The organism is Enterobacter sp. 301B, assembly GCF_003850715.1.
Taxonomy (GTDB): Bacteria; Pseudomonadota; Gammaproteobacteria; order Enterobacterales; family Enterobacteriaceae; genus Enterobacter; species Enterobacter intestinihominis.
Genome location: NZ_PQTC01000018.1, coordinates 4,887 through 27,861 on the forward strand (window position 1 = coordinate 4,887; position 22,975 = coordinate 27,861).

The following is a 22,975-nucleotide window of genomic DNA, read 5'->3' on the forward strand; positions in this document are numbered from 1 at the left end:
ACAATATGGTGAGGTGTCCGAGTGGCTGAAGGAGCACGCCTGGAAAGTGTGTATACGGCAACGTATCGGGGGTTCGAATCCCCCCCTCACCGCCATATTTGAAGAAGAGCTCGCATGAAAATGCGGGCTTTTTTTTTCGCATGTTGCACGACTGCGGGGGGGGATGAGAACCCCCGACCGGGGTTCGACAACTGGCGCAGCCAGTTGGACAGACTGTGAGCGAAGCGAACAGGCTGCCCGCAGGGCGAGCGAAGCGAGTCAATCCCCCCCTCACCGCCATATTTTAAGAAGAGCCCGCATGAAAATGCGGGCTTTTTTTTAGCATGTTGCACGACTGCGGGGGGATGAGAACCCCCGACCGGGGTTCGACAACTGGCGCAGCCAGTTGGACAGACTGTGAGCGTAGCGAACAGGCTGCCCGCAGGGCGAGCGAAGCGAGTCAATCCCCCCCTCACCCTAACCCTCTCCCCGGAGGGGAGAGGGGATAGTTAGGTGCTCGCATTCAGTTGTCCCCTGGAAACGTTACTCCTCCACCATCCGGGCATATTCTTCGGTGAGAAAATCCACCAGCGTCCTGACCGATGGCAGCAGGCCGCGCCGGGAAGGATACACCGCATGGATCACTTCCCTTCTGGGTTCCCAGGCATTCAGCACCCGAACAAGCTCACCTGAAGCCAGCTGATCCTTCACCATCAAAATGGGCAACTGTACCACGCCCACGCCCGCCATCGCTGCCTCCCGCAGCGCCAGCATATCGGTAGTCACCAGGCGCGGCGTGAAGTGAATGTCTGCTTTCGCCCCCTCCGGCCCGCTCAGCTCCCATTTATGCAGGTGTTTACCAGCGCCCATACTTAAACCCGGCCATTCGCTGAGTTCAGAGGGCATCGCCGGGTTGCCCATCCGTTCAATCAGTGTCGGCCCGGCAACCAGACAATGTCCCCTGTCCGCCAGCACCCTTAATACCAAATCGCTGTCATCAAACGGGCGCGGACGAACGCGGATCGCCACATCCACCCCCTCCCCCACCAGATCGACCCGGCGGTTGGTGGCTTCAAGCTGGAGGTTAATTCCCGGATAGCGCGCCATAAACCTCGCCAGCATGGGCCCCACGTGAACGTGCAGTAGGGTTACGGGGCAAGTGATCCTGACCATACCGCGCGGCTCAGCCTGCAAAGCAGCCACCGCCTCCTCCGCAGCTTCAGCCTCCACCAGCATGGCTTTACAGTGCTGATAGAACGTCTGCCCCACTTCAGTCACCGCAAACTGCCGCGTGGTACGTTGTATCAACCGAACACCCAGGCGTTCTTCCAGCTGCGCAATCCGACGGCTCAGTTTCGACTTTGGCTGATCGAGCGCCCGCCCCGCCGCCGCAAAGCCGCCATGCTCCACCACCTTCACAAACCATACGAAATCATTGAGATCCTGCATAAGCCCCCATTGTTCTATTTAAGGAACAGTGAATGTCATTTTTGCTATCTACCGGGATATTAACCTTGAATATAAGCTAATTACATCAACAGGACATCAGGAGTTAATCATGAAAAACGTAACAGGCGTGTATACCGCACCTCGTCCGCACTGGGTCGGTGATGGTTTTCCGGTTCGTTCGATGTTTTCTTACCAGACGCACGGCGAACCGCTGAGCCCGTTCCTGCTGCTTGACTACGCCGGACCACATACCTTCCCGGCGGATGGCGCAAAACGCGGCGTGGGCGAGCATCCTCATCGCGGTTTTGAAACGGTGACCATCGTCTACTCAGGCGAAGTTGAGCACCGTGATTCCACCGGCAGAGGCGGCGTTATTGGTCCAGGCGATGTGCAGTGGATGACGGCAGGCGCAGGCATTTTGCACGAGGAGTTCCACTCCAGCGCGTTCTCGCAGAAAGGCGGTGAACTGAAAATGATGCAGCTGTGGGTCAACCTGCCCGCTAAAGACAAAATAGCGACGCCTGGCTACCAGAGCATCACTCAGGCGGATATCCCGGTGGTCACCCTGCCGGATAACAGCGGAACAATGCGCGTGATTGCTGGCCGCTTTGGAGAGGTAACCGGCCCGGCGCATACCTTCTCACCGCTTAACGTATGGGATCTCGCGCTGCACCAGGGCAGCCACCTGACGCTCAATCAGCCCGAAGGCTGGAGCACGGCGCTGGTTGTTGTTGAGGGCAGCGTGACGGTGAACGGCACCACGCCTGCGGGTGAGGCGCAGCTGGTCGTGCTGAGTCAGAGCGGCGACAAGCTGCATCTCGAAGCCAGCAGCGATGCCAAAGTGTTGCTGATGGCCGGGGAGCCACTGAATGAACCCATCGTGGGCTATGGCCCGTTTGTGATGAACAGTAAAACCGAAATCGCCGAAGCTATTCGCGATTTCAACTCCGGCCGCTTTGGCCAAATCTAAACGTAATAAAGGAGCGCATTATGTCTACCCCTGCAAACTTCAACGGTGCACGTCCCGTTATTGACGTCAATGATGCCGTTATGCTGCTTATCGATCACCAGAGCGGATTGTTCCAGACTGTTGGAGACATGCCAATGCCTGAGCTGCGCGCTCGTGCAGCAGCGCTGGCAAAGATCGCCTCGCTGGCGAAGATCCCGGTGATCACCACGGCGTCGGTTCCACAGGGACCGAACGGCCCGCTTATCCCGGAGATCCACGCCAATGCGCCGCACGCACAGTATGTGGCACGCAAGGGTGAGATCAACGCCTGGGATAATCCGGAGTTCGTGGCGGCGGTGAAAGCCACCGGACGCAAAACGCTGATTATCGCGGGGACGATTACCAGCGTTTGCATGGCCTTCCCGTCCATCAGCGCGGTGGCGGACGGATATAAAGTGTTTGCGGTGATTGATGCCTCCGGCACCTACAGCAAAATGGCGCAAGAGATCACCCTGGCGCGCGTGGTGCAGGCAGGCGTGGTACCGATGGACACAGCGGCAGTGGCCTCAGAGATCCAGCGCACGTGGAACCGTGAAGATGCGGGAGAATGGGCAGAGGTGTACACACACATCTTCCCTGCCTACCAGCTGCTGATCGAAAGTTACAGCAAAGCGCAGGACGTCGTGAAAAACAGCGAAGTGCTCGATTCGCAGCGTTGATCCTGCGCGGTGCGCCATAAGCTGATTAAGGCTTAACCGAACAGGCACGAATGCAGAAAATCTGCTTGACCGCTTTCGCGCAACTCCCTATAGTAGCGCCCCGTTGCCCCCCAAGCGGTCAGGCAGCAAAACAATATGGTGAGGTGTCCGAGTGGCTGAAGGAGCACGCCTGGAAAGTGTGTATACGGCAACGTATCGGGGGTTCGAATCCCCCCCTCACCGCCATATTTGAAGAAGAGCTCGCATGAAAATGCGGGCTTTTTTTTTCGCATGTTGCACGACTGCGGGGGGGGATGAGAACCCCCGACCGGGGTTCGACAACTGGCGCAGCCAGTTGGACAGACTGTGAGCGAAGCGAACAGGCTGCCCGCAGGGCGAGCGAAGCGAGTCAATCCCCCCCTCACCGCCATATTTTAAGAAGAGCCCGCATGAAAATGCGGGCTTTTTTTTCGCATGTTGCACGTCTGCGGGGGGATGAGAACCCCCGACCGGGGTTCGACAACTGGCGCAGCCAGTTGGACAGACTGAGAGCGAAGCGAGTCAATCCCCGCCGGTGCGGGTGATACCGCCTCACCCATAAAAAAAGCCCGCGCATAAGCACGGGCCCGTTTTAAACTATTCCTCAGTTATTCAACTTCCCCGCCGGCTGCTTTCCTTCAGGAGAAGAAACCTGCCCCGGCAATCCCCCCTCTTCATCTCTGCGCTCCCCCAGCCAGTAATCCGCATTTTTAATCCCAAGCCGAACCGGATCAAACTGTGGATCAATTCCCTGCGCATTCTGGGTTTCATAATCCTTCAGGCTGGCAAAGGCTTTTTTATGCAAGAGGACAATGGCAATAATGTTGAGCCAGGCCATCAGCCCTACCCCGATATCCCCTAATCCCCATGCCAGATCCGCGGTGCGGATTGTGCCATATACCGTGGAAGTCATCAGACATAATTTAAGCAGGAATGTCAGCCACGGACGGTGAATTTTACGGTTGATGTAGGCGATATTGGTTTCAGCGATATAGTAATAGGCAATGATGGTGGTGAAGGCAAAGAAGAATAGCGCGATGGCGACAAAGTAATTACCAAAGCCCGGCATCATACTTTCCATCGCTGTCTGCACATAGCCAGGACCGGCCGCCACGCCTGCAATACCGGTATAAAGGGCTGCGCCGTCGACGCCCTGAACATTATAAAGCCCGGTGATCAACAGCATAAACCCGGTCGCGGAGCAGACAAACAGCGTGTCGATATATACGGAGAACGCCTGAACCAGCCCTTGTTTCACCGGATGACTTACGGCTGCTGCCGAGGATGCATGTGGCCCGGTGCCCTGCGCCGCCTCGTTGGAATATACGCCGCGTTTAACGCCCCACATGATAGCCTGGCCCAGAATAGCGCCAAATCCCGCTTCAAGGCCAAAAGCACTTTTCCAGATCAGCAGGATAACAGCAGGCAGTTTTTCAATATTGATCGCGATAATAACGCAGGCAACAATAATATAGCCGAGCGCCATAAACGGAACGACCATACTGCTAAAGCTGGCGATCCTTTTTACACCACCGAAAATAATGAAGCTTAACAGTACAGCCAGTATTGCCGCCGTAACGTTTGGGTTAAGACCGAAGGCAATATCCAGGCTGGCGGCAATTGAGTTTGCCTGTACGCCCGGAAGTAATAAACCGCAGGAGAAAATGGTCACAATAGCAAATAACCATGCGTACCACTTCACCCCCAACCCTTTTTCAATATAAAAGGCAGGTCCCCCACGATATTCGCCGTTAATTTTTTCTTTATAAACCTGACCTAACGTGGATTCAACAAAAGCAGAGCTGGCGCCTAAAAATGCCACTACCCACATCCAGAAAAGCGCACCGGGGCCACCAAAGGTAATGGCGGTCGCCACACCGGCGATATTCCCTGTCCCTACGCGGCCCGCCAGCGTCATCGTCAACGCCTGAAACGATGATACGCCGGCATCGGTAGCCCCGCCCTGAAACATCAGGGTAATCATATGTTTTATATGACGTAATTGAAGAAAACGACTACGCAGTGAGAAATAGAGACCGACACCCAGACATAAAAATATTAACGCAGGGCTCCAGATAACACCGTTAATTGCACTAACCAGTTCGTTCATGTATGACCCTCAGCGTGATGTTCCAGAGGAAACGATCCCCTGGTGTGTTTCTTCTTAGAATTTAATTTGAACAAGTACGAAACATAGATAATTACCCAAAAGACACCAACTTAATTTTTACTGCTTAGTCATGTTCTGTGACAACATTCACGTTTAATTTTCACCTAACAATTAGCGCGATCATTATATTCACAGGTATTTTGTGGGTATTGTAAATACATATCACATTTTTTCTAACTGTATAAAAAGCGTTCACAGCAAATTAACAGTAATATTATTATTACCGCAAAACGGTGCGTAAATCCCGTTGAATGCTATAGGAAATAAATATGATTTAAAAAAAGCCATGCGAACAGAGGGAATAAAAGAAGCTTCCCGGCATGACGCCGGGAAGAAATGACTTAAAATGTGAAATGATCTTAGTCGGAGTATACTTCCAGCGTTCGTTGACACAGCGCTGAGCGGACGCAGTCCTCTTTTGTGAAGCGGACCACCCCTATCATCTCATCTTCTTCAAAACGTGACATGGCATCGCTCAGGCCGGACTTCACGCCCGACGGCAGGTCACACTGGGTAATATCGCCGTTGACGATAACCGTCACGTTCTCCCCGAGGCGCGTTAAAAACATCTTCATTTGCGCAGCGGTCACGTTCTGAGCCTCGTCAAGAATAACGACCGCATTTTCAAATGTACGTCCGCGCATATAGGCGAACGGCGCGATTTCCACCTTGCCAATCTCTGGTCGCAGGCAGTACTGCATAAAGGAAGCGCCCAACCGCTTCACCAGCACGTCATAGACGGGCCTGAAGTACGGGGCAAACTTCTCAGAAATATCGCCGGGCAGGAAGCCCAGATCTTCATCCGCTTGCAGTACCGGACGGGTAACGATGATCCTTTCCACGTCCTTATGAATCAGCGCCTCCGCCGCTTTGGCGGCACTGATCCAGGTTTTCCCGCATCCGGCTTCCCCGGTTGCAAAGATGAGCTGTTTACTCTCGATAGCATTCAGGTAGTGCGCCTGAGCTTCATTCCGCGCCACTATTGGCGATGCATCGCGGCTGTCCCGCGCCATGCCAATGGATTCTACGCCGCTCATCTGCACAAGCGAGGTGACCGATTCTTCTTCACGCTGTTTATGGCTACGTGAATCCCGTCTCAGCACACGTTTTGCTTCGCGACGAGCTTTGATCACTGCTTTCTGTCTTCCCATGGATAGCACCTTGAGTTGTTGGTATTCATCACACGCGCCAGCATCGGCACGATTATGCGCACGAACATCAGAGGGTTGGCTTCCTTGTAAGCCATTGCTTGCATTACCGGATGACGATACAGAACGGCTACGCGCACCGTTATGCACGTCGGTAGGAATCGTATTTAGAGGTGGAGGGGAGAATTTTGTGGTGAGGAAATCGCTGCCGGAGTCTGAGCCTCCGCGCCGGGTGCTGCGGTTGATGTGTTTACCTTGTCCAGTACAGGACGCAACCATTCGCGATCTCCATAGTGAGTCAGTATCACTGCCGGGAACTACCGCTGTCTTATCTTAAGTACATCAGGAATTATCATAAATGCAACATTTATTTTACCTAGATGCAACCTTTAAGACTGCTCCTGCAGCGGAATCAGTCTCATATATGAATATTACAGAAATATAACAACAAGATAGTCATATGGAAAAATAATGTCCCCGCGAACTGTCGCAGGGACGATTATCAGGCTTCTATCAGACCCTGAGCGAGCCAGGTCTTCGCGTCACGCGCGCCGGGCAGGGCAAAGAAATAGCCGCCGCCGATGGGCTTGATGTACTCCTCCAGCGCTTCGCCGTTGAGCCGCTTCTGCACGGTGAGGAACCCTTTCTCCAGATCGTGCTGATAGCAGACAAACAGCAGTCCCATATCAAGCTGACCGGAATTGGTCACCCCCAACGAGTAGCTGTAGCCCCTGCGCATCATCAGGCTGGACTGGGTCTCTTTGGTGCGAGGATTGGCGAGACGAATATGGCTGTCCAGCGCGATGACATCTCCGTTCGGATCGCGGGCGTAGTCGGGTTCATCGTGCTCGTCCTTCATGCCGAGCGGTGCGCCGGTTTGCTTATCGCGGCCGAAGATCGTCTGCTGCTCTTTCAGCGGCGTGCGGTCCCAGAACTCCACGTGGAACTGAATGATACGCACCGCCTGATAGCTGCCACCCACCGCCCAGGCCGGTTCGCCCTGATCCGCCGTCACCCAGACCACGTTTTTCATCAACACGGTATTGCTGCTGTCCGGGTTGGCGGTACCGTCTTTGAAGCCCAGCAGGTTGACCGGCGTCTCTTTCCCTTTACTGCGCGCGGCGTGGTCAGAGATAAAACCTTCCCGCTTCCAGCGCACGCTGAGCAGATCCGGGGTGTGCTTGATGATATCGCGCAGGGCGTGGATCACCGTATCCTGGGTATTGGCGCAGATCTGCAACAGCAGATCGCCGTGGCACAACGCCGCGTCGAGAGAGTCATTCGGGAATCGCGTCATTTTTTGCAGCGCTTTCGGCTTCTGCTTCGCCAGACCGTAGCGATCATCAAACAGCGATTCCCCCACCGACACGGTGATGGTCAGATTATCGGGAACGATAAACGCCCCGAGGATCCCGGAATCCATCGGCGGCAGGCGCGGATTCGGTGTTTCCGGTGCCGGACCGCCCGCCGTAAGGAAGGCAATGCGCGTGGTCAACAGCCTGAACAGACGCTCAAGGTCAGCCTTATCACTCGCCAGCGAATCGAAAGCCACCAGCATCATCGAGGCCTGCTGCGGCGTCAGGATTCCTGCCTGGTGCTCACCATAAAATGGCTGCGTTTCCATACGCGCATCCGGGGAGAGCGTGCCGGGGGCGCTTTGTGGTTTTGCCGCATGCGCCACCGGACAGCCGCCCGCCAGGGCAAACGCGCCGCCCAGCGCCCCTACCCCTTTTAACAACCGACGTCGGGAAGGTTCCGCCACGTCGTACTCATCATGCTTGTTCATCGCTTAGTCCAGACCCAGAACGCCACGCAGCAGGGAGAGATCTTCCGCCAGCGTCGTAATCGGGCCTTTCAGCGCGTTACGGTCAGCATCGGTCAGCTTGTCGTAGGTTTCGAACCCGTCTTTGGTACGGTATTTCGCCAGGATGGCGTCAACTTTCTTAAAGTTGGCATCCACTTTCGCCAGCAGTTCGCCGTTCTCTTTTTGCAGCTGGGGCCGCAGCAGATCGACAATTTTTTGTGCGCCGTCGACGTTTGCCTGGAAGTCCCACAGGTCGGTGTGGCTGTAGCGATCTTCTTCGCCGCTGATTTTGCTCGCGGCCACTTCTTCAATCAGACCCGCAGCACCACCCACCACTTTCGACGGCGGGAAGGCCAGCTCGCTGATGCGTTTTTGCAGCTCCAGCACGTCGCTGTTGAGCTGATCGGCGTATTTCTCCATCCCTTTGGTGGAGCTATCGCCAAACAGGGCTTTTTCCAGGCGGTGGAAGCCGGTGAATTTCGGATCGGCGGCCTTCTGCTCGTAGTCATCTTCGCGGGCGTCAATGCTGCCATCGAGGTCAGAGAACAGCTCGGCAATCGGCTCGATGCGCTCGTAGTGCTGACGTGTAGGCGCATACAGGGATTTCGCTTTTTCGATATCGCCCGCTTTCACCGCGTCGGTAAAGGCTTTGGTGCCTGCCACCAGGTCAGCCGTCTCTTTGGTGACGTAGGCTTTATAGGCGGTAATGGCGTCGCCGAGGCTCAGCAGCGCGGTGCCTTTGGCCGCGTCCGCCGTCGCTGTGCCTTTGACGATCAGCTTACCTTTCGGGTTAGTCAGCAGGCCGCAGGTCATGTCATATTCCCCCGGCTGAAGATTAGCGGTCATTTTCTGGCTGAAGCCAGGCGCGATATTTTCACGCTCTTCTACCACCATCACGCCTTTCAGGATCTCCCACTCCAGCGCCTTCTGGCTGTGGTTCTGAATAATAAACTGGGTTTTACCGCTGTTAACCGTGATGGTCATCGGCTCGCACTGTTTATCGTTGACGGTGACTTTTACCTGCGGAATATCTGCTGCCTGAGCGGCGAAGGCAGACGCGAACAGCGCTGCCACACCAACCTGTAACGCGCTACGACGGAATTGAATAGCCATGTCTCTTCCCTTTAAAGTATGTTGTAACTAAACAAAGCGCTTCACGGCGCAGTACGCGACGGCTGAGCGCTGGGGCGCGATGGCATGAAGAACAGCACCAGCGCCGGAATAAGATAGATAAAGTACATCGCCACCTCGCTGACGCTCGGCGTTTCCTGATAGCCGAAGATACCTTCAAGGAGCGTGCCGGTCAGTGAGTGGGTGGAGAGAACGTTACTAAGATCAAACGCCACGTCCTGGAAGTGGTTCCACAGGCCCGCTTCATGGAAGGCGCGGATTGCCCCTGCCGCCAGCCCCGCGGCCACCAGCAAAATAAACAGGCTGGTCCACTTGAAGAACGCGCCCAGGTTAAGACGAATGCCGCCCCAGTAGAGCAGGAAGCCAAGCACAACCGCCGTGGCCAGCCCAAGCATCGCGCCCAGCGGCGGCCAGATGCCCACGTCCTGCTGAAAAGCCGCGAGCAGGAAGAACACTGACTCCAGGCCTTCACGCGCCACGGCGAAAAAAACCATCATGATCAGCGCCCAGCCGTGGTGGTTGCCTTTTTGCAGGGCGTTATCCACCGCCTGCTCCAGCTGTACCTTCACGTTACGGGAGACCTTGCGCATCCAGAACACCATCCAGGTGAGGATCACCACCGCTATTACGGCAACAATGCCTTCAAAAAGCTCTTGCTCTTTCTGAGGAAATTCACCGGTAGTTTCGTTGATAAGAATACCCAGCCCCAGGCAGAGCGCCGCGGCCAGGAAGACGCCAACCCACATCACGCCGATCCAGCGTCCACGCTGGGTGCGCTTCAGATAACTGGCGATAAGGCTAACAATCAGGGCGGCTTCAAGGCCTTCACGTAACATAATGAGAAAAGGAACAAACATGCAGACACCTTAAATGTTTATCGCGGTCAACTGATGCAAAGAAAGGTAAATTCTTGTGATAGTGATTATCATTACGGCCACAAGAAAAACAAGCGAAATATGTGGAGTTTTGATGACCAGATGTAAACGCATTGCGGAATAATAATTGCCTGAGTAACCGTTGCGTTTATAAGGTATAACGAAAATGCCCATTTACGGTTAACCGGGGCTGTGGCTAAATGTCCGCCTCGAAAACCAACTGAAAATAAACCATGTTTAAAATTGTCCATTTCCTGCTGGCGCTGGTGATTATTCTTGCGCTTGCCTGGCTGGTGAGTTTCGACCGCCGAAAAATTCGCATTCGTTTCGTTTTACAGCTGATCGTGATTGAAATCGCGCTGGCATTCTTTTTTCTGCATGCAGAAAGCGGCCTGTTCATTATTAAACATGTCTCCGGTTTCTTTGAATCACTGCTTAAATTCGCTGCCGAAGGGACGAATTTTGTCTTTGGCGGGATGGGTGAAAAAGGGCTGGCGTTCATTTTCCTTGGCGTGCTCTGCCCCATTATTTTTATCTCGGCGCTGATTGGTATTCTGCAGCACTGGCGTATTCTGCCGATCTTTATTCGGGTTATCGGGACGCTGCTGTCAAAACTGAACGGCATGGGCAAGCTGGAATCCTTTAACGCGGTGAGCTCACTGATACTCGGTCAGTCTGAAAACTTCATTGCCTACAAGGGCGTGTTGGGCGATCTCTCCTCACGCCGCCTGTTTACGATGGCTGCAACGGCGATGTCGACGGTTTCGCTGTCGATTGTCGGTGCCTATATGACCATGCTCGACGCCAGATTTGTCGTCGCGGCACTGATCCTGAACATGTTCAGCACCTTTATTATCCTTTCGGTCATTAACCCGGCCCGCCCGGAAGCCGAACCCGATATCAAACTGGAAAAGCTGCATGAATCCCAGAGCTTCTTTGAAATGCTGGGCGAATATATTCTGGCCGGTTTTAAGGTGGCGATGATTATTCTGGCGATGCTGATTGGCTTTATCGCCCTTATTAGCGCCGTTAATGCCCTCTTCTCCAGCGTATTTGGCCTGAGCTTCCAGCAGATTCTGGGTTACGTGTTTTATCCGCTGGCGTGGCTTATTGGTATTCCGCTGAGCGATGCCTTAAACGCGGGGAGTATTATGGCAACAAAACTGGTGGCGAATGAATTTGTGGCGATGATTGAGCTGCAAAAAATAGCCCATCAAATGTCCCCGCGCGGTCTGGGTATTTTGTCCGTGTTCCTGGTGTCGTTCGCTAACTTCGCCTCGATTGGCATTGTAGCGGGGGCAATAAAAGGCCTGAACGAGCAACAGGGTAACGTGGTGTCGCGGTTTGGTTTACGCCTGGTGTACGGGGCAACGCTGGTGAGCCTGCTGTCGGCGAGCTTTGCGGGGTTGGTGCTCTGATGCAATGCCGGGTGGCGCTTCGCTTACCCGGCCTACAAAACAACAACGGCGGGAATTCCCGCCGTTCTCATTAAAACTGCACGCACACCGGCTGGTCGACCCGCATCACCGATTCCTGCGCGAAACGAGACTTATAGATCCCGCGCAACGCTTCGATGTTCTTCTCGCTCTGCGCGTCTTTACCATGGATGAGCATTAACGCTTTGCTGGGTTCACGCGCCACTTTTCCGTCGTTCCCCAGCCACTGCCCGCGGGCATCAACCACCGTTAAGCCATCGCGAAAACGCGGCGTCACGTCCTGGTCGACAAACTGCTGCCATTCGTTGCCTGTAATTTGCGCCCCGGCAGGACGGTTTAAGCCGAAATAGAGCGTGGTTTGCTGCATCTGATTTTCTGCTTTGCAGGTTTCCACCGCCGCATGCTGCGCGGGTGCGTTACAGCCCGCCAGCATCACGAATGCTGCCACCATTAGCCCTGTTTTAATTCTCATTGATGAAGACTCACATAGGTGAAAGGACTATCCCCTCTCCCCACCGGGGAGAGGGTTAGGGTGAGGGGGAAATTACTCAGCCTGGAGCTTAGACGGCGGCGCTGAGTGGTAATGCGCATCCGCTTCCGCAAAGCGCTTCTGCATAGATGCAGACGGCGCTTTACCCAGCAGGCTAAACACCACAATACCGAGGCTGCCGAAGATGAAGCCCGGGATGATTTCGTACAGGCCCAGCCACGCGAACTGTTTCCAGACGATAACGGTAACCGCACCGATGATCATCCCCGCCAGCGCGCCGTTGCGGGTCATGCGTGACCACAGAACGGAGAACAGCACCACCGGACCAAATGCGGCGCCAAAGCCCGCCCACGCGTAGCTCACCAGCCCCAGCACGCGGTTTTCCGGGTTAGCTGCCAGCGCAATCGCCACCAGCGCCACCAGCAGCACCATAAAACGCCCTACCCACACCAGCTCTTTCTGGCTCGCGCCCTTACGCAGGAACGCTTTGTAGAGGTCTTCGGTGATGGCACTGGAGCACACCAGCAGCTGACAGCTCAGGGTGGACATGACTGCCGCCAGGATCGCGGAGAGCAGGATACCGGCAATCCACGGGTTGAACAGGATCTGCGCCAGCTCGATGAACACGCGCTCGGCGTTCTGGTTCACCGCGCCCGCCTGCGCCGGGTTGTTGTTGAAGTAGGCGATACCGAAGAAACCGACCGCGCACGCCCCCGCCAGACACAGGATCATCCACGTCATGCTGATGCGACGCGCGTGAACGATGGTGTGGTGAGAATCCGCCGCCATAAAGCGCGCCAGAATGTGCGGCTGACCGAAGTAGCCCAGGCCCCAGCCCATCAGGGAGACGATGGCCACGAAGTTCAGCCCTTTCAGCATATCGACGTTTTCGATGCTCTTCTGCTTGATCACTTCCAGCGATTCGCCAAAGCCGCCGACGGTAAAAATCACAATTATCGGGGTCAGGATCAGGGCGAAAATCATCAGACTCGCCTGCACGGTATCGGTCCAGCTTACCGCCAGGAATCCACCCACGAAGGTATAGAGGATGGTCGCGGCCGCACCGGCCCACAGCGCCGTTTCATAGCTCATGCCGAAGGTGCTTTCGAACAGACGCGCACCCGCCACAATGCCGGAGGCACAGTAGATGGTGAAGAACAGCAGGATCACCACCGCAGAGATAATACGCAATATGCGGCTGTTATCTTCAAAGCGTCCGGTGAAGTAATCCGGCAGCGTCAGGGCGTTGTTGTTGGCTTCGGTATGCACACGCAGACGGCCTGCTACCAGCTTCCAGTTGATCCATGCGCCAACGGTCAGGCCGATGGCGATCCAGCTTTCGGAGATACCGGAGATGAAAATCGCGCCCGGCAGCCCCATCAGCAGCCAGCCGCTCATGTCGGATGCGCCCGCTGAGAGTGCGGTGACCATCGGGCCCAAGCTGCGCCCGCCGAGGATGTAGTCGTCAAAGTTTTTAGTGGAACGCCATGCCAAAAACCCTATCAGGATCATGCCAAAAATATAAACGAGAAATGTCACCAGCATCGGTGTGCTAATAGCCATTCAAATTCTCCAAAATGTCGAGCGACAGCCGTCCGGGCTGCCTTGTTATGTCATCACCGGAACGTAGTGATGTGTGTATGTGTTTCCGTTGGGCGCGCTATCCTGCCGTATACGCATCCCACTGACAAACGATTTAACACTGCATTTACATGAATTTCATCCCTGGTTTTATACGTCTTTCCTATAGGTTGCACTCGCTCACGCTTTTACGGGTTGCACCTTTAAAAAATGTTAAGCACCGCATAAAAACTGGGCTCAGAAACCGCCGCGCGTTCTTTTTCACAGCTAACTAATCGTTAACAATCCATTCATTTTCCAGCTTGCAGACCAGGTCACATTTAACACGGTTGCACAAAGTTGCAACATGGTGGATATTTCACGCTATCAACAGAACGCTATTACAGAACAACAGGAGTTTTGGCATGGGGATGACCACCATGGGGGTTAAGCTGGATGACGCTACCCGCGAACGGATTAAAACCGCTGCGACCCGTATCGACCGCACGCCGCACTGGTTAATCAAGCAGGCGATTTTTAACTATCTGGAAAGACTGGAGAGTGAAGAAGGTCTGCCGGAGCTGCCTGCACTGCTGGCGGGCGCTGCGAACGAAGGCGAAGAGGCCGCGACGGCCGCTGATGAGAACCACCAGCCGTTCCTGGAATTTGCCGAGCAGATCCTGCCGCAGTCCGTCAGCCGCGCCGCCATTACCGGCGCCTATCGCCGTGCCGAAACCGACGCCGTGCCGATGCTGCTGGAGCAGGCGCGCCTGCCGGAAGCCGTTGCCGCTCAGGCGCACAGCCTGGCGTATCAGCTCGCCGACAAGCTGCGTAATCAGAAAACCGCCAGCGGACGCGCCGGCATGGTGCAGGGTCTGTTGCAGGAGTTCTCCCTCTCCTCGCAGGAAGGCGTGGCGCTGATGTGTCTGGCGGAAGCGCTGCTGCGTATTCCGGATAAAGCCACCCGCGATGCCCTTATCCGCGACAAAATCAGCAACGGCAACTGGCACTCCCACATTGGCCGCAGCCCGTCCCTGTTTGTGAACGCCGCCACCTGGGGCCTGCTGTTTACCGGCAAGCTGGTCTCCACCCATAACGAAGCCAACCTGTCGCGCTCCCTGAACCGTATTATCGGCAAGAGCGGCGAGCCGCTGATCCGCAAGGGCGTGGACATGGCGATGCGCCTGATGGGCGAGCAGTTCGTCACCGGGGAAACCATTGCCGAAGCGCTGGCGAACGCCCGCAAGCTGGAAGACAAAGGCTTCCGCTACTCCTACGACATGCTGGGCGAAGCGGCGCTGACCGCCGCCGACGCGCAGGCCTACATGGTCTCTTACCAGCAGGCGATCCACGCCATCGGTAAAGCGTCCAACGGTCGCGGTATTTATGAAGGGCCAGGCATCTCTATCAAGCTTTCCGCCCTGCACCCGCGCTACAGCCGCGCGCAGTACGACCGGGTGATGGAAGAACTCTACCCGCGCCTGAAGTCCCTGACCCTGCTGGCGCGCCAGTATGACATCGGCATCAACATCGACGCCGAAGAGGCGGATCGTCTGGAGATCTCCCTCGATCTGCTGGAAAAACTGTGCTTCGAGCCGGAGCTGGCGGGCTGGAACGGGATTGGTTTCGTTATCCAGGCCTACCAGAAACGCTGCCCGTTCGTCATTGACTACCTGATTGACCTGGCCAGCCGCAGCCGTCGCCGCCTGATGATCCGTCTGGTGAAGGGTGCCTACTGGGACAGCGAAATCAAACGCGCCCAGATGGAAGGACTGGAAGGCTATCCGGTCTATACCCGCAAGGTCTACACCGACGTCTCTTACCTCGCCTGCGCGAAAAAACTGCTCGGCGTGCCGAACCTGATTTATCCGCAGTTCGCCACCCACAACGCCCACACCCTGGCGGCGATCTACAGCCTGGCGGGTCAGAACTACTATCCGGGCCAGTACGAGTTCCAGTGTCTGCATGGCATGGGTGAACCGCTGTACGAGCAGGTGACCGGTAAAGTGGCCGACGGCAAGCTGAACCGTCCGTGCCGTATTTATGCCCCGGTAGGTACCCACGAAACCCTGCTGGCCTACCTGGTGCGTCGTCTGCTGGAGAACGGGGCGAACACCTCCTTCGTTAACCGCATCGCCGATACCACCCTGCCGCTGGACGAACTGGTGGCCGATCCGGTACAGGCCGTAGAGAAGATGGCGGCGCAGGAAGGCCAGATTGGTCTGCCGCATCCGAAGATTGCCCTGCCGCGCGAGCTGTATGGTGCAGGCCGCGTCAACTCGGCGGGTCTGGATCTCGCCAACGAACACCGTCTGGCGTCGCTCTCTTCTGCCCTGCTTAACAGCGCATTGCAGAAGTGGCAGGCCAAACCGATCCTTGAGCAGTCTGTTGAAGACGGTGAAATGCAGCCGGTGATCAACCCGGCAGAGCCGAAGGATATCGTCGGCTACGTGCGCGAAGCCACAGAAGCGGAAGTGGATCAGGCTTTGGAGAGCGCGGTGAACAACGCGCCAATCTGGTTTGCCACCCCGCCGCAGGAGCGTGCCGCCATTCTGGAACGCGCGGCGGTGCTGATGGAAGATCAGATGCAGCAGCTTATCGGCATTCTGGTGCGTGAAGCGGGTAAAACCTTCAGCAACGCCATCGCCGAAGTGCGTGAGGCGGTCGACTTCCTGCACTACTACGCCGGTCAGGTGCGTGATGATTTCGACAACGAAACGCACCGTCCGCTCGGCCCGGTGGTCTGTATCAGCCCGTGGAACTTCCCGCTGGCAATCTTCACCGGCCAGATTGCCGCGGCCCTTGCCGCAGGCAACAGCGTGCTGGCAAAACCGGCAGAGCAGACTCCGCTGATTGCCGCTCAGGGCATCAACATTCTGCTGGAAGCGGGCGTACCGGCGGGCGTGGTGCAGCTGTTGCCGGGGCGCGGTGAAACGGTGGGTGCCAAACTGACCTCCGATAACCGCGTGCGCGGCGTGATGTTTACCGGTTCGACCGAAGTAGCCTCCCTGCTGCAACGCAACATCGCCACCCGTCTGGATGCGCAGGGCCGTCCAACGCCGCTGATCGCTGAAACCGGCGGCATGAACGCCATGATCGTGGACTCCTCCGCGCTCACTGAGCAGGTCGTCGTTGACGTGCTGGCCTCTGCCTTCGACAGCGCGGGTCAACGCTGTTCCGCCCTGCGCGTGCTGTGCTTACAGGATGACGTGGCTGACCACACGCTGAAGATGCTGCGCGGTGCGATGGCGGAATGCCGCATGGGCAACCCGGGCCGTCTCACCACCGATATCGGGCCGGTGATCGACGCGGAAGCCAAAGCCAACATCGAAAACCACATTCAGACCATGCGTGCCAAAGGCCGTCCGGTGTTCCAGGCGGTGCGCGAGAACAGCGAAGATGCCCGCGAGTGGCAGACCGGCACCTTCGTGCCGCCAACGCTGATTGAGCTGGCAAGCTTCGACGAGCTGAAAAAAGAGGTCTTCGGCCCGGTACTGCACGTTGTGCGCTACAACCGTAACAACCTCAACGAGCTGATCGATCAGATCAACGCCTCGGGTTACGGCCTGACGCTCGGCGTGCATACCCGTATCGACGAAACCATTGCCCAGGTGACCGGCAATGCTAAAGTCGGCAACCTGTACGTCAACCGTAATATGGTCGGCGCAGTCGTGGGCGTGCAGCCGTTCGGCGGTGAAGGCCTCTCCGGCACCGGTCCGAAAGCGGGTGGCCCGCTCTACCTGTACCGTCTGCTGGCTAACCGTCCGGAGAACGCCCTGGGCGTGACCCTGGCGCGTCAGGACGCACACTATCCGGTGGATACGCAGGTGAAAACCGTGCTGACCCAGCCGCTGGACGCGCTGATTAAGTGGGCAGAAAACCGCCCTGAACTGCGTGCAATTGCGCAGCAGTACGGCGAGCTGGCGCAGGCCGGTACCCAGCGCCTGCTGCCGGGTCCAACCGGTGAGCGCAACACCTGGACGCTGATGCCGCGCGAGCGTGTGCTGTGCATGGCGGATGACGAGCAGGATGCGCTGGTGCAGCTGGCAGCCGCTACAGCAACGGGCTGTGAGTTGCTGTGGCCGGAAGATGCGCTGCATCGCGATCTCGCCAAACAGCTGCCGAAAGCGGTCTCGGCCCGCATTCGCTTTGCGAAGGTCGATGCGCTGCTGACGCAGCCGTTTGATGCGGTGATCTACCATGGTGATTCCGACCAGCTGCGCGAACTGTGTGAGCAGGTTGCGGCCCGCAGCGGTGCCATCGTTTCCGTGCAGGGCTTTGCGCGCGGGGAAACCAACCTGCTGCTGGAGCGTCTGTACGTGGAGCGCTCGCTCAGCGTCAACACCGCGGCGGCAGGCGGTAACGCCAGCCTGATGACAATCGGTTAATCGTGTAAACTTTCCCCGGTGACGCTACGCTTACCGGGGCTACAAAATCACCGTAGGCCGGATAAGCGCAGCGCATCCGGCTTTTTTACACGGAGGGAATGATGAAAAGAGTATTTCTCGCAGGTGCAGCCCTGCTCATGAGCGCCAGCGCGCTTGCCGACGAGTGCAACAACGCGACCACCCAGCTTGAACTGAACACCTGTAGCGCGCAGCAGTACCAGGCCGCCGATAAAAAGCTCAACGAGACCTATCAGGCCGCCATCAAACGTGCGGCTGCACCTCAGCGCGATCTGCTGAAAAAGGCGCAGCAGGCGTGGATCAGCCTGCGCGACGCGGACTGTGCGTTTATCGGTTCGGGTACGGAAGGCGGGAGCGTTCAGCCAATGATTGTGAACCAGTGTCTGGCGGAAAAAACCGTGGAGCGCGAAGCGTTTCTGGCCACGCTGATGCAGTGTGAAGAGGGCGACTTAAGCTGTCCCCTCCCGCCGGGCTGACGCGGCACTGAACTATTCCCTCTCCCACAGGGCTGAGGGTTCCCCACAAATTAATGCGAGCACTGAGCAATCCCCTCGCCCCTCCGGGGAGAGGGTTAGGGTGAGGGGAACATACGGCGGTGGTGGTCATTCCGTTCACTGTATGTTCCTTGCTACTCTGTAACGACATGACCGGTGAACGTGCCAGGGTGGCTCAGTCGCCACCACCCTGGCGACCCGGGCTCCCGGCGGTAAATCGCCGCTTCGCGGTGCCCTCGGCTTATTCCTTCCGGCTTATCGGGTACGGGCGGAGGCAACGTCCCTGTAAAGCCGCCCTCTCGGCGCATCCCTGCGCCTCGCCCCGGCTTGCAGGAAACGCCTCAGCGATTTACAGCCGGACCAGGGCATCGCTGACAGCCCTCAGTCATTTAGAAAGCAACTTTATTGCTTCTGCATAAAAAAAAAATTACTGGGGATCCCTCAGCCCACAGGGAGAGGGTTAGGGTGAGGGAAATTAGCGCACACGGATCCCTTCGATAATCATCCGCTGCACGTTTTCCAGGGTGCTCTGGAAAAACGCCTCGTCCTGGAGCGTTTTACCGGTTACCGCCTCGACCTGGACCGCGAAGTCAGCGTAGTGCTGGGTTGAGGCCCAAATCATGAAGATCAGATGATGCGGATCGACGGGCGCCAGTTTTCCGCTGGCGACCCATCCGGCAATAATCGCCGATTTATCGTCCACCAGCTGTTTTAAATCTCCGGTGAGCTCCGCCTGCAACAGCGGCGCGCCCTGCAGCATCTCCAGACAGAACAGCCGCGAGGCCTGCGGGTAATCGCGCGACACCTCCAGCTTCAGGCGAATATACTCCCCGATGGCCACCAGCGGAGCCAGCTCTTCGCGAAACGCCTTAAGCGGCGCAAGCCAGATATCCAGGATCTGCTGCATCACCGCGATATAGAGCGCCTCTTTCGACGGGTAGTAGTAGAGCAGATTGGTCTTGGAAACCCCGGCCTGCTCCGCCACCTGCTCAAGGCGCGTGCCGTGAATACCAAACTGCGAAAATGTCTCCAGCGCGGCGCTGAGGATCGCCTGTTTCTTGGCGCTCACCGCCTGCGAACGTTTACCGGGTGTTTTCACTGCGCCTTGTGTCATTTTCGCTCTCCATTTTCTGTCCTGCGCTCAGCATAGCAAAACCCCCGTCTCGCCACGACCTTCTGCACCCTCAGCGCGCATGAGTGCCTGTTTTCTGTGCAATGATTTTGACCACTTAGTCCACATTTTCTCTGTTAAATTTAACAACCACCAGTTAACACCCTAATAACAAAGTATTTTTCAAAACTGGCACTCCCTTTGCAAAAACGTCGTGACACCTGCGACGTAATGAAGAGAGGTTCGTGATGAAAATTGGCGTATTTGTACCGATCGGCAACAACGGCTGGCTTATCTCGACCACGGCCCCGCAATACATGCCGACCTTTGAGCTGAATAAAGCCATCGTGCAGAAAGCGGAGCATTACCACTTCGACTTTGCGCTCTCGATGATCAAGCTGCGCGGTTTCGGCGGTAAGACCGAATTCTGGGACCACAACCTGGAGTCCTTTACCCTGATGGCGGGCCTGGCGGCGGTAACCTCGCGCATCCAGATTTACGCCACCGCCGCCACCCTTACCCTTCCCCCGGCAATCGTGGCGCGGATGGCCTCCACCATCGACTCCATCTCCGGCGGGCGCTTTGGCGTCAACCTGGTCACCGGCTGGCAAAAGCCGGAGTACGAGCAGATGGGGATCTGGCCGGGTGACGATTACTTCTCCCGTCGCTACGACTACCTGACTGAATACGTGCAGGTGCTGCGCGATCTGTGGGGCACCGGCAAAAGCGATTTCAAAGGCGACTTCTTCACCATGAACGACTGCCGCGTCAGCCCCCAGCCGTCGGTGCCGATGAAGGTGATTTGCGCCGGGCAGAGCGACGCGGGGATGGAATTCTCCGCCAAATACGCCGACTTCAACTTCTGCTTCGGCAAAGGCGTTAACACCCCTGCCGCCTTCGCGCCCACCGCGGCACGCATGAAAGCGGCCGCCGACAAAATCGGGCGCGACGTGGGCTCCTACGTGCTGTTTATGGTGATTGCCGACGAAACCGACGACGCCGCGCGCGCCAAATGGGAACGATACAAGGACGGCGCCGACGAGGAAGCCCTGAGCTGGCTGACCGAGCAGAGCCAGAAGGATACCCGCTCCGGCGCGGACACCAACGTTCGCCAGATGGCCGACCCGACGTCTGCCGTTAATATCAACATGGGCACCCTGGTTGGCTCGTATGCCAGCGTCGCCAGAATGCTCGACGAAGTGGCTGCCGTGCCCGGCGCCGAAGGCGTGCTGCTGACCTTCGATGATTTTCTCACCGGCGTGGAAACCTTCGGCGAGCGTATTCAGCCGCTGATGCAGTGCCGCGCCCACATCCCTGCCGTGACGAAGGAGGTGGCGTAATGACGACCCTCAACGCTCGCCCGGAGGCCATCACCTTTGACGCGCAGCAGAGCGCGCTGATCGTGGTGGATATGCAAAACGCCTATGCCAGTAAAGGCGGGTATCTGGATCTGGCCGGGTTCGACGTCTCGGCCACGCAGCCGGTGATTGAGAATATCAAAACCGCCGTGAGCGCCGCGCGTGCTGCGGGCATGCTGATCGTCTGGTTCCAGAACGGCTGGGACGACCAGTACGTCGAAGCTGGCGGTCCCGGCTCACCCAACTTTCACAAATCCAACGCCCTGAAAACCATGCGCCAACGGCCTGAACTCCAGGGTACGCTGCTGGCGAAAGGCGGCTGGGATTATCAGCTGGTGGATGAGCTGGTACCGGAAGCTGGCGATATCGTACTGCCGAAACCGCGCTACAGCGGCTTTTTCAATACCCCGCTCGACAGCCTGCTGCGCAGCCGGGGCATTCGTCATCTGGTCTTTACGGGCATTGCCACCAACGTCTGCGTGGAGTCCACCCTGCGCGACGGCTTCTTCCTCGAGTATTTTGGCATGGTGCTGGAAGACGCTACCCATCAGGCCGGGCCGGATTTTGCCCAGAAAGCCGCCCTGTTCAATATCGAAACCTTTTTTGGCTGGGTCAGTAACGTCAATGATTTCTGCGACGCGCTGGATCCCCCGCTCGCCCGCATCGCCTGAGGAGAACCGCTATGCCGAAATCCGTGATTATTCCGCCGGGCACCAGCACCCCGATAGCCCCGTTTGTCCCCGGTACCCTCGCCGACGGCGTGGTGTATGTCTCAGGCACGCTGCCGTTTGATAAAGACAACAACGTGGTGTTTATCGATGACCCAAAGGCGCAAACCCGCCACGTGCTGGAGACGATCAAAACCGTGATCGAAACGGCGGGTGGCACGATGGAGGACGTGACCTTCAACAGCATCTTTATCACCGACTGGAAAAACTACGCCGCGATTAACGAGATCTACGCGGAGTTTTTCCCCGGCGATAAACCGGCGCGATTTTGCATCCAGTGCGGGCTGGTAAAGCCTGAAGCGCTGGTTGAAATTGCCACCGTTGCGCACATCGCGAAGTGAGGCCGCCATGAAACTGTCCATTTCCCCGCCCCCCTTTGCGGGCGCGCCCGTGGTGGTGCTGATTGCCGGGCTCGGCGGCAGCGGGAGCTACTGGCTGCCTCAGCTCGCCGTGCTGGGGCAGGAGTATCAGGTGGTGTGCTACGACCAGCGGGGCACGGGGAATAACCCGGATACCCTGCCGGAAGACTACACCCTCGCACACATGGCTGACGAGCTCGCACTGGCGTTAGCCGGGGCCGGGATCGCCCGTTACTGCGTGGTCGGCCACGCGCTGGGGGCGCTGGTCGGCCTGCGGCTGGCTATCGATAAGCCTGACGCCCTCACCGCGCTGGTTTGTGTCAACGGCTGGCTGACCCTCAATGCCCATACCCGACGCTGTTTTGACGTTCGCGAACGTCTGCTGCATGCGGGCGGGGCTCAGGCGTGGGTAGAGGCACAGCCGCTGTTTCTTTACCCGGCAGACTGGATGGCCGCCCGCGCTCCGCGGCTGGAGGCCGAGGAAGCGCTGGCGCTGGCCCATTTCCAGGGCAAAGCCAATCTGCTGCGCAGGCTGCATGCGCTGAAACAGGCCGATTTCAGCCGCCACGCTGCACGCGTTCGCTGCCCCGTGCAGATTATCTGTTCCACCGACGATCTGCTGGTGCCGTCCTTCTGCTCCGCGGAACTGCACGCCGCCCTCCCGCACGCCCGCAAAACGGTCATGCGCCAGGGCGGGCATGCCTGCAACGTGACCGCGCCGGACATCTTTAACACGCTGCTGCTGAACGGGCTTGCCAGCCTGCTGCACAGCCCTGAACCCGCTTTGTAAG

General features: G+C 57.2%; 18 protein-coding genes, 2 tRNA genes and 3 other RNA genes. 14 read left to right on the forward strand and 9 right to left on the reverse strand.

The genetic code is table 11. The features are described 5' to 3' along the window. The first annotated feature begins 7 nt into the window (after positions 1 to 7). From C3451_RS18095 to C3451_RS18105, 3 genes are all read left to right on the forward strand, one after another. Positions 8 to 95, forward strand: a tRNA-Ser gene (locus C3451_RS18095). A 47-nt stretch (positions 96 to 142) separates the two neighbouring features. Beyond that, positions 143 to 279: non-coding RNA, RtT sRNA (locus C3451_RS18100), on the forward strand. A 44-nt stretch (positions 280 to 323) separates the two neighbouring features. Next, positions 324 to 460, forward strand: a non-coding RNA gene (locus C3451_RS18105) — RtT sRNA. A gap of 62 nt (positions 461 to 522) precedes the next feature. Here the strand turns inward: C3451_RS18105 and C3451_RS18110 are convergent. Beyond that, positions 523 to 1,428, reverse strand: a complete 906-nt coding sequence (locus C3451_RS18110) for a LysR family transcriptional regulator (protein WP_023299771.1) — start codon at positions 1,426 to 1,428, stop codon at positions 523 to 525. A 109-nt stretch (positions 1,429 to 1,537) separates the two neighbouring features. Here C3451_RS18110 and C3451_RS18115 point away from each other — a divergent pair, with 109 nt between their 5' ends. The 4 genes from C3451_RS18115 to C3451_RS18130 all read left to right on the forward strand — a co-directional run bounded on the left by C3451_RS18115 (position 1,538) and on the right by C3451_RS18130 (position 3,505). Further along, the gene (locus C3451_RS18115) at positions 1,538 to 2,398 is read left to right on the forward strand and encodes a pirin family protein (RefSeq protein WP_045622597.1); all 861 of its coding nucleotides are present in this window, start codon (positions 1,538 to 1,540) and stop codon (positions 2,396 to 2,398) included. A 20-nt stretch (positions 2,399 to 2,418) separates the two neighbouring features. Continuing rightward, on the forward strand, positions 2,419 to 3,096 hold the full coding sequence (locus tag C3451_RS18120) for an isochorismatase family protein (RefSeq protein ID WP_003858068.1): 678 nt from the start codon (positions 2,419 to 2,421) through the stop codon (positions 3,094 to 3,096). 137 nt (positions 3,097 to 3,233) lie between these two features. Beyond that, a tRNA-Ser gene (locus C3451_RS18125) sits at positions 3,234 to 3,321 on the forward strand. A 47-nt stretch (positions 3,322 to 3,368) separates the two neighbouring features. Beyond that, positions 3,369 to 3,505: non-coding RNA, RtT sRNA (locus C3451_RS18130), on the forward strand. Positions 3,506 to 3,718: 213 nt separating this feature from the next. Here the strand turns inward: C3451_RS18130 and C3451_RS18135 are convergent. The 5 genes from C3451_RS18135 to efeU all read right to left on the reverse strand — a co-directional run bounded on the left by C3451_RS18135 (position 3,719) and on the right by efeU (position 10,224). Beyond that, positions 3,719 to 5,224 (reverse strand): alanine/glycine:cation symporter family protein, encoded by a 1,506-nt coding sequence (locus C3451_RS18135; protein WP_124304368.1) that lies wholly within the window; start codon positions 5,222 to 5,224, stop codon positions 3,719 to 3,721. Positions 5,225 to 5,643: 419 nt separating this feature from the next. Next, positions 5,644 to 6,435 (reverse strand): phosphate starvation-inducible protein PhoH, encoded by a 792-nt coding sequence (gene phoH, locus C3451_RS18140; RefSeq protein WP_017384762.1) that lies wholly within the window; start codon positions 6,433 to 6,435, stop codon positions 5,644 to 5,646. 499 nt (positions 6,436 to 6,934) lie between these two features. Next, on the reverse strand, positions 6,935 to 8,218 hold the full coding sequence (gene efeB / locus C3451_RS18145; RefSeq protein ID WP_045622595.1) for an iron uptake transporter deferrochelatase/peroxidase subunit: 1,284 nt from the start codon (positions 8,216 to 8,218) through the stop codon (positions 6,935 to 6,937). Positions 8,219 to 8,221: 3 nt separating this feature from the next. Then, the gene (gene efeO, locus C3451_RS18150) at positions 8,222 to 9,349 is read right to left on the reverse strand and encodes an iron uptake system protein EfeO (protein WP_045622593.1); all 1,128 of its coding nucleotides are present in this window, start codon (positions 9,347 to 9,349) and stop codon (positions 8,222 to 8,224) included. 41 nt (positions 9,350 to 9,390) lie between these two features. Continuing rightward, positions 9,391 to 10,224 carry an iron uptake transporter permease EfeU gene (gene efeU / locus C3451_RS18155; RefSeq protein ID WP_038415809.1) on the reverse strand — a complete coding sequence of 278 codons (834 nt, stop codon included), beginning with the start codon at positions 10,222 to 10,224 and terminating at the stop codon, positions 9,391 to 9,393. A gap of 251 nt (positions 10,225 to 10,475) precedes the next feature. Between efeU and C3451_RS18165 the strand changes: the two genes are divergently transcribed. Continuing rightward, positions 10,476 to 11,660: a nucleoside transporter C-terminal domain-containing protein gene (locus C3451_RS18165; protein ID WP_045622592.1), complete on the forward strand. Its 1,185-nt coding sequence runs from the start codon at positions 10,476 to 10,478 to the stop codon at positions 11,658 to 11,660. 70 nt (positions 11,661 to 11,730) lie between these two features. Here the strand turns inward: C3451_RS18165 and C3451_RS18170 are convergent, their stop codons facing one another. Both C3451_RS18170 and putP read right to left on the reverse strand, forming a co-directional pair. Continuing rightward, positions 11,731 to 12,150, reverse strand: a complete 420-nt coding sequence (locus tag C3451_RS18170) for a DUF3574 domain-containing protein (protein WP_045622591.1) — start codon at positions 12,148 to 12,150, stop codon at positions 11,731 to 11,733. A 72-nt stretch (positions 12,151 to 12,222) separates the two neighbouring features. Continuing rightward, complete coding sequence (gene putP / locus C3451_RS18175; RefSeq protein WP_022647686.1) at positions 12,223 to 13,731, reverse strand: sodium/proline symporter PutP; 1,509 nt, start codon at positions 13,729 to 13,731, stop codon at positions 12,223 to 12,225. 422 nt (positions 13,732 to 14,153) lie between these two features. Between putP and putA the strand changes: the two genes are divergently transcribed. Both putA and C3451_RS18185 read left to right on the forward strand, forming a co-directional pair. Continuing rightward, positions 14,154 to 18,116 (forward strand): trifunctional transcriptional regulator/proline dehydrogenase/L-glutamate gamma-semialdehyde dehydrogenase, encoded by a 3,963-nt coding sequence (gene putA / locus C3451_RS18180; RefSeq protein WP_045622589.1) that lies wholly within the window; start codon positions 14,154 to 14,156, stop codon positions 18,114 to 18,116. 101 nt (positions 18,117 to 18,217) lie between these two features. Further along, positions 18,218 to 18,610, forward strand: coding sequence for a lysozyme inhibitor LprI family protein (locus C3451_RS18185; protein WP_038415806.1), 393 nt, complete (start codon positions 18,218 to 18,220; stop codon positions 18,608 to 18,610). Between the two features lie 493 nt (positions 18,611 to 19,103). Here the strand turns inward: C3451_RS18185 and rutR are convergent, their stop codons facing one another. Next, positions 19,104 to 19,742, reverse strand: coding sequence for an HTH-type transcriptional regulator RutR (gene rutR, locus C3451_RS18190; RefSeq protein ID WP_045622231.1), 639 nt, complete (start codon positions 19,740 to 19,742; stop codon positions 19,104 to 19,106). A gap of 245 nt (positions 19,743 to 19,987) precedes the next feature. On the opposite strand from rutR, the gene rutA reads away from it, so the two are divergent. From rutA to rutD, 4 genes are read left to right on the forward strand one after another with little or no spacing between them, the layout of a single operon-like run. Next, positions 19,988 to 21,079 (forward strand): pyrimidine utilization protein A, encoded by a 1,092-nt coding sequence (rutA, locus tag C3451_RS18195; protein WP_023305836.1) that lies wholly within the window; start codon positions 19,988 to 19,990, stop codon positions 21,077 to 21,079. Further along, positions 21,079 to 21,768 (forward strand): pyrimidine utilization protein B, encoded by a 690-nt coding sequence (rutB, locus tag C3451_RS18200; RefSeq protein WP_045622229.1) that lies wholly within the window; start codon positions 21,079 to 21,081, stop codon positions 21,766 to 21,768. Before rutA ends, rutB begins: the two co-directional genes overlap by 1 nt. Positions 21,769 to 21,779: 11 nt before the next feature. After that, positions 21,780 to 22,166 (forward strand): pyrimidine utilization protein C, encoded by a 387-nt coding sequence (gene rutC / locus C3451_RS18205; protein ID WP_015570870.1) that lies wholly within the window; start codon positions 21,780 to 21,782, stop codon positions 22,164 to 22,166. Between the two features lie 7 nt (positions 22,167 to 22,173). Further along, positions 22,174 to 22,974, forward strand: a complete 801-nt coding sequence (gene rutD / locus C3451_RS18210; RefSeq protein WP_045622225.1) for a pyrimidine utilization protein D — start codon at positions 22,174 to 22,176, stop codon at positions 22,972 to 22,974. The last annotated feature ends 1 nt before the right edge of the window (position 22,975 follow it).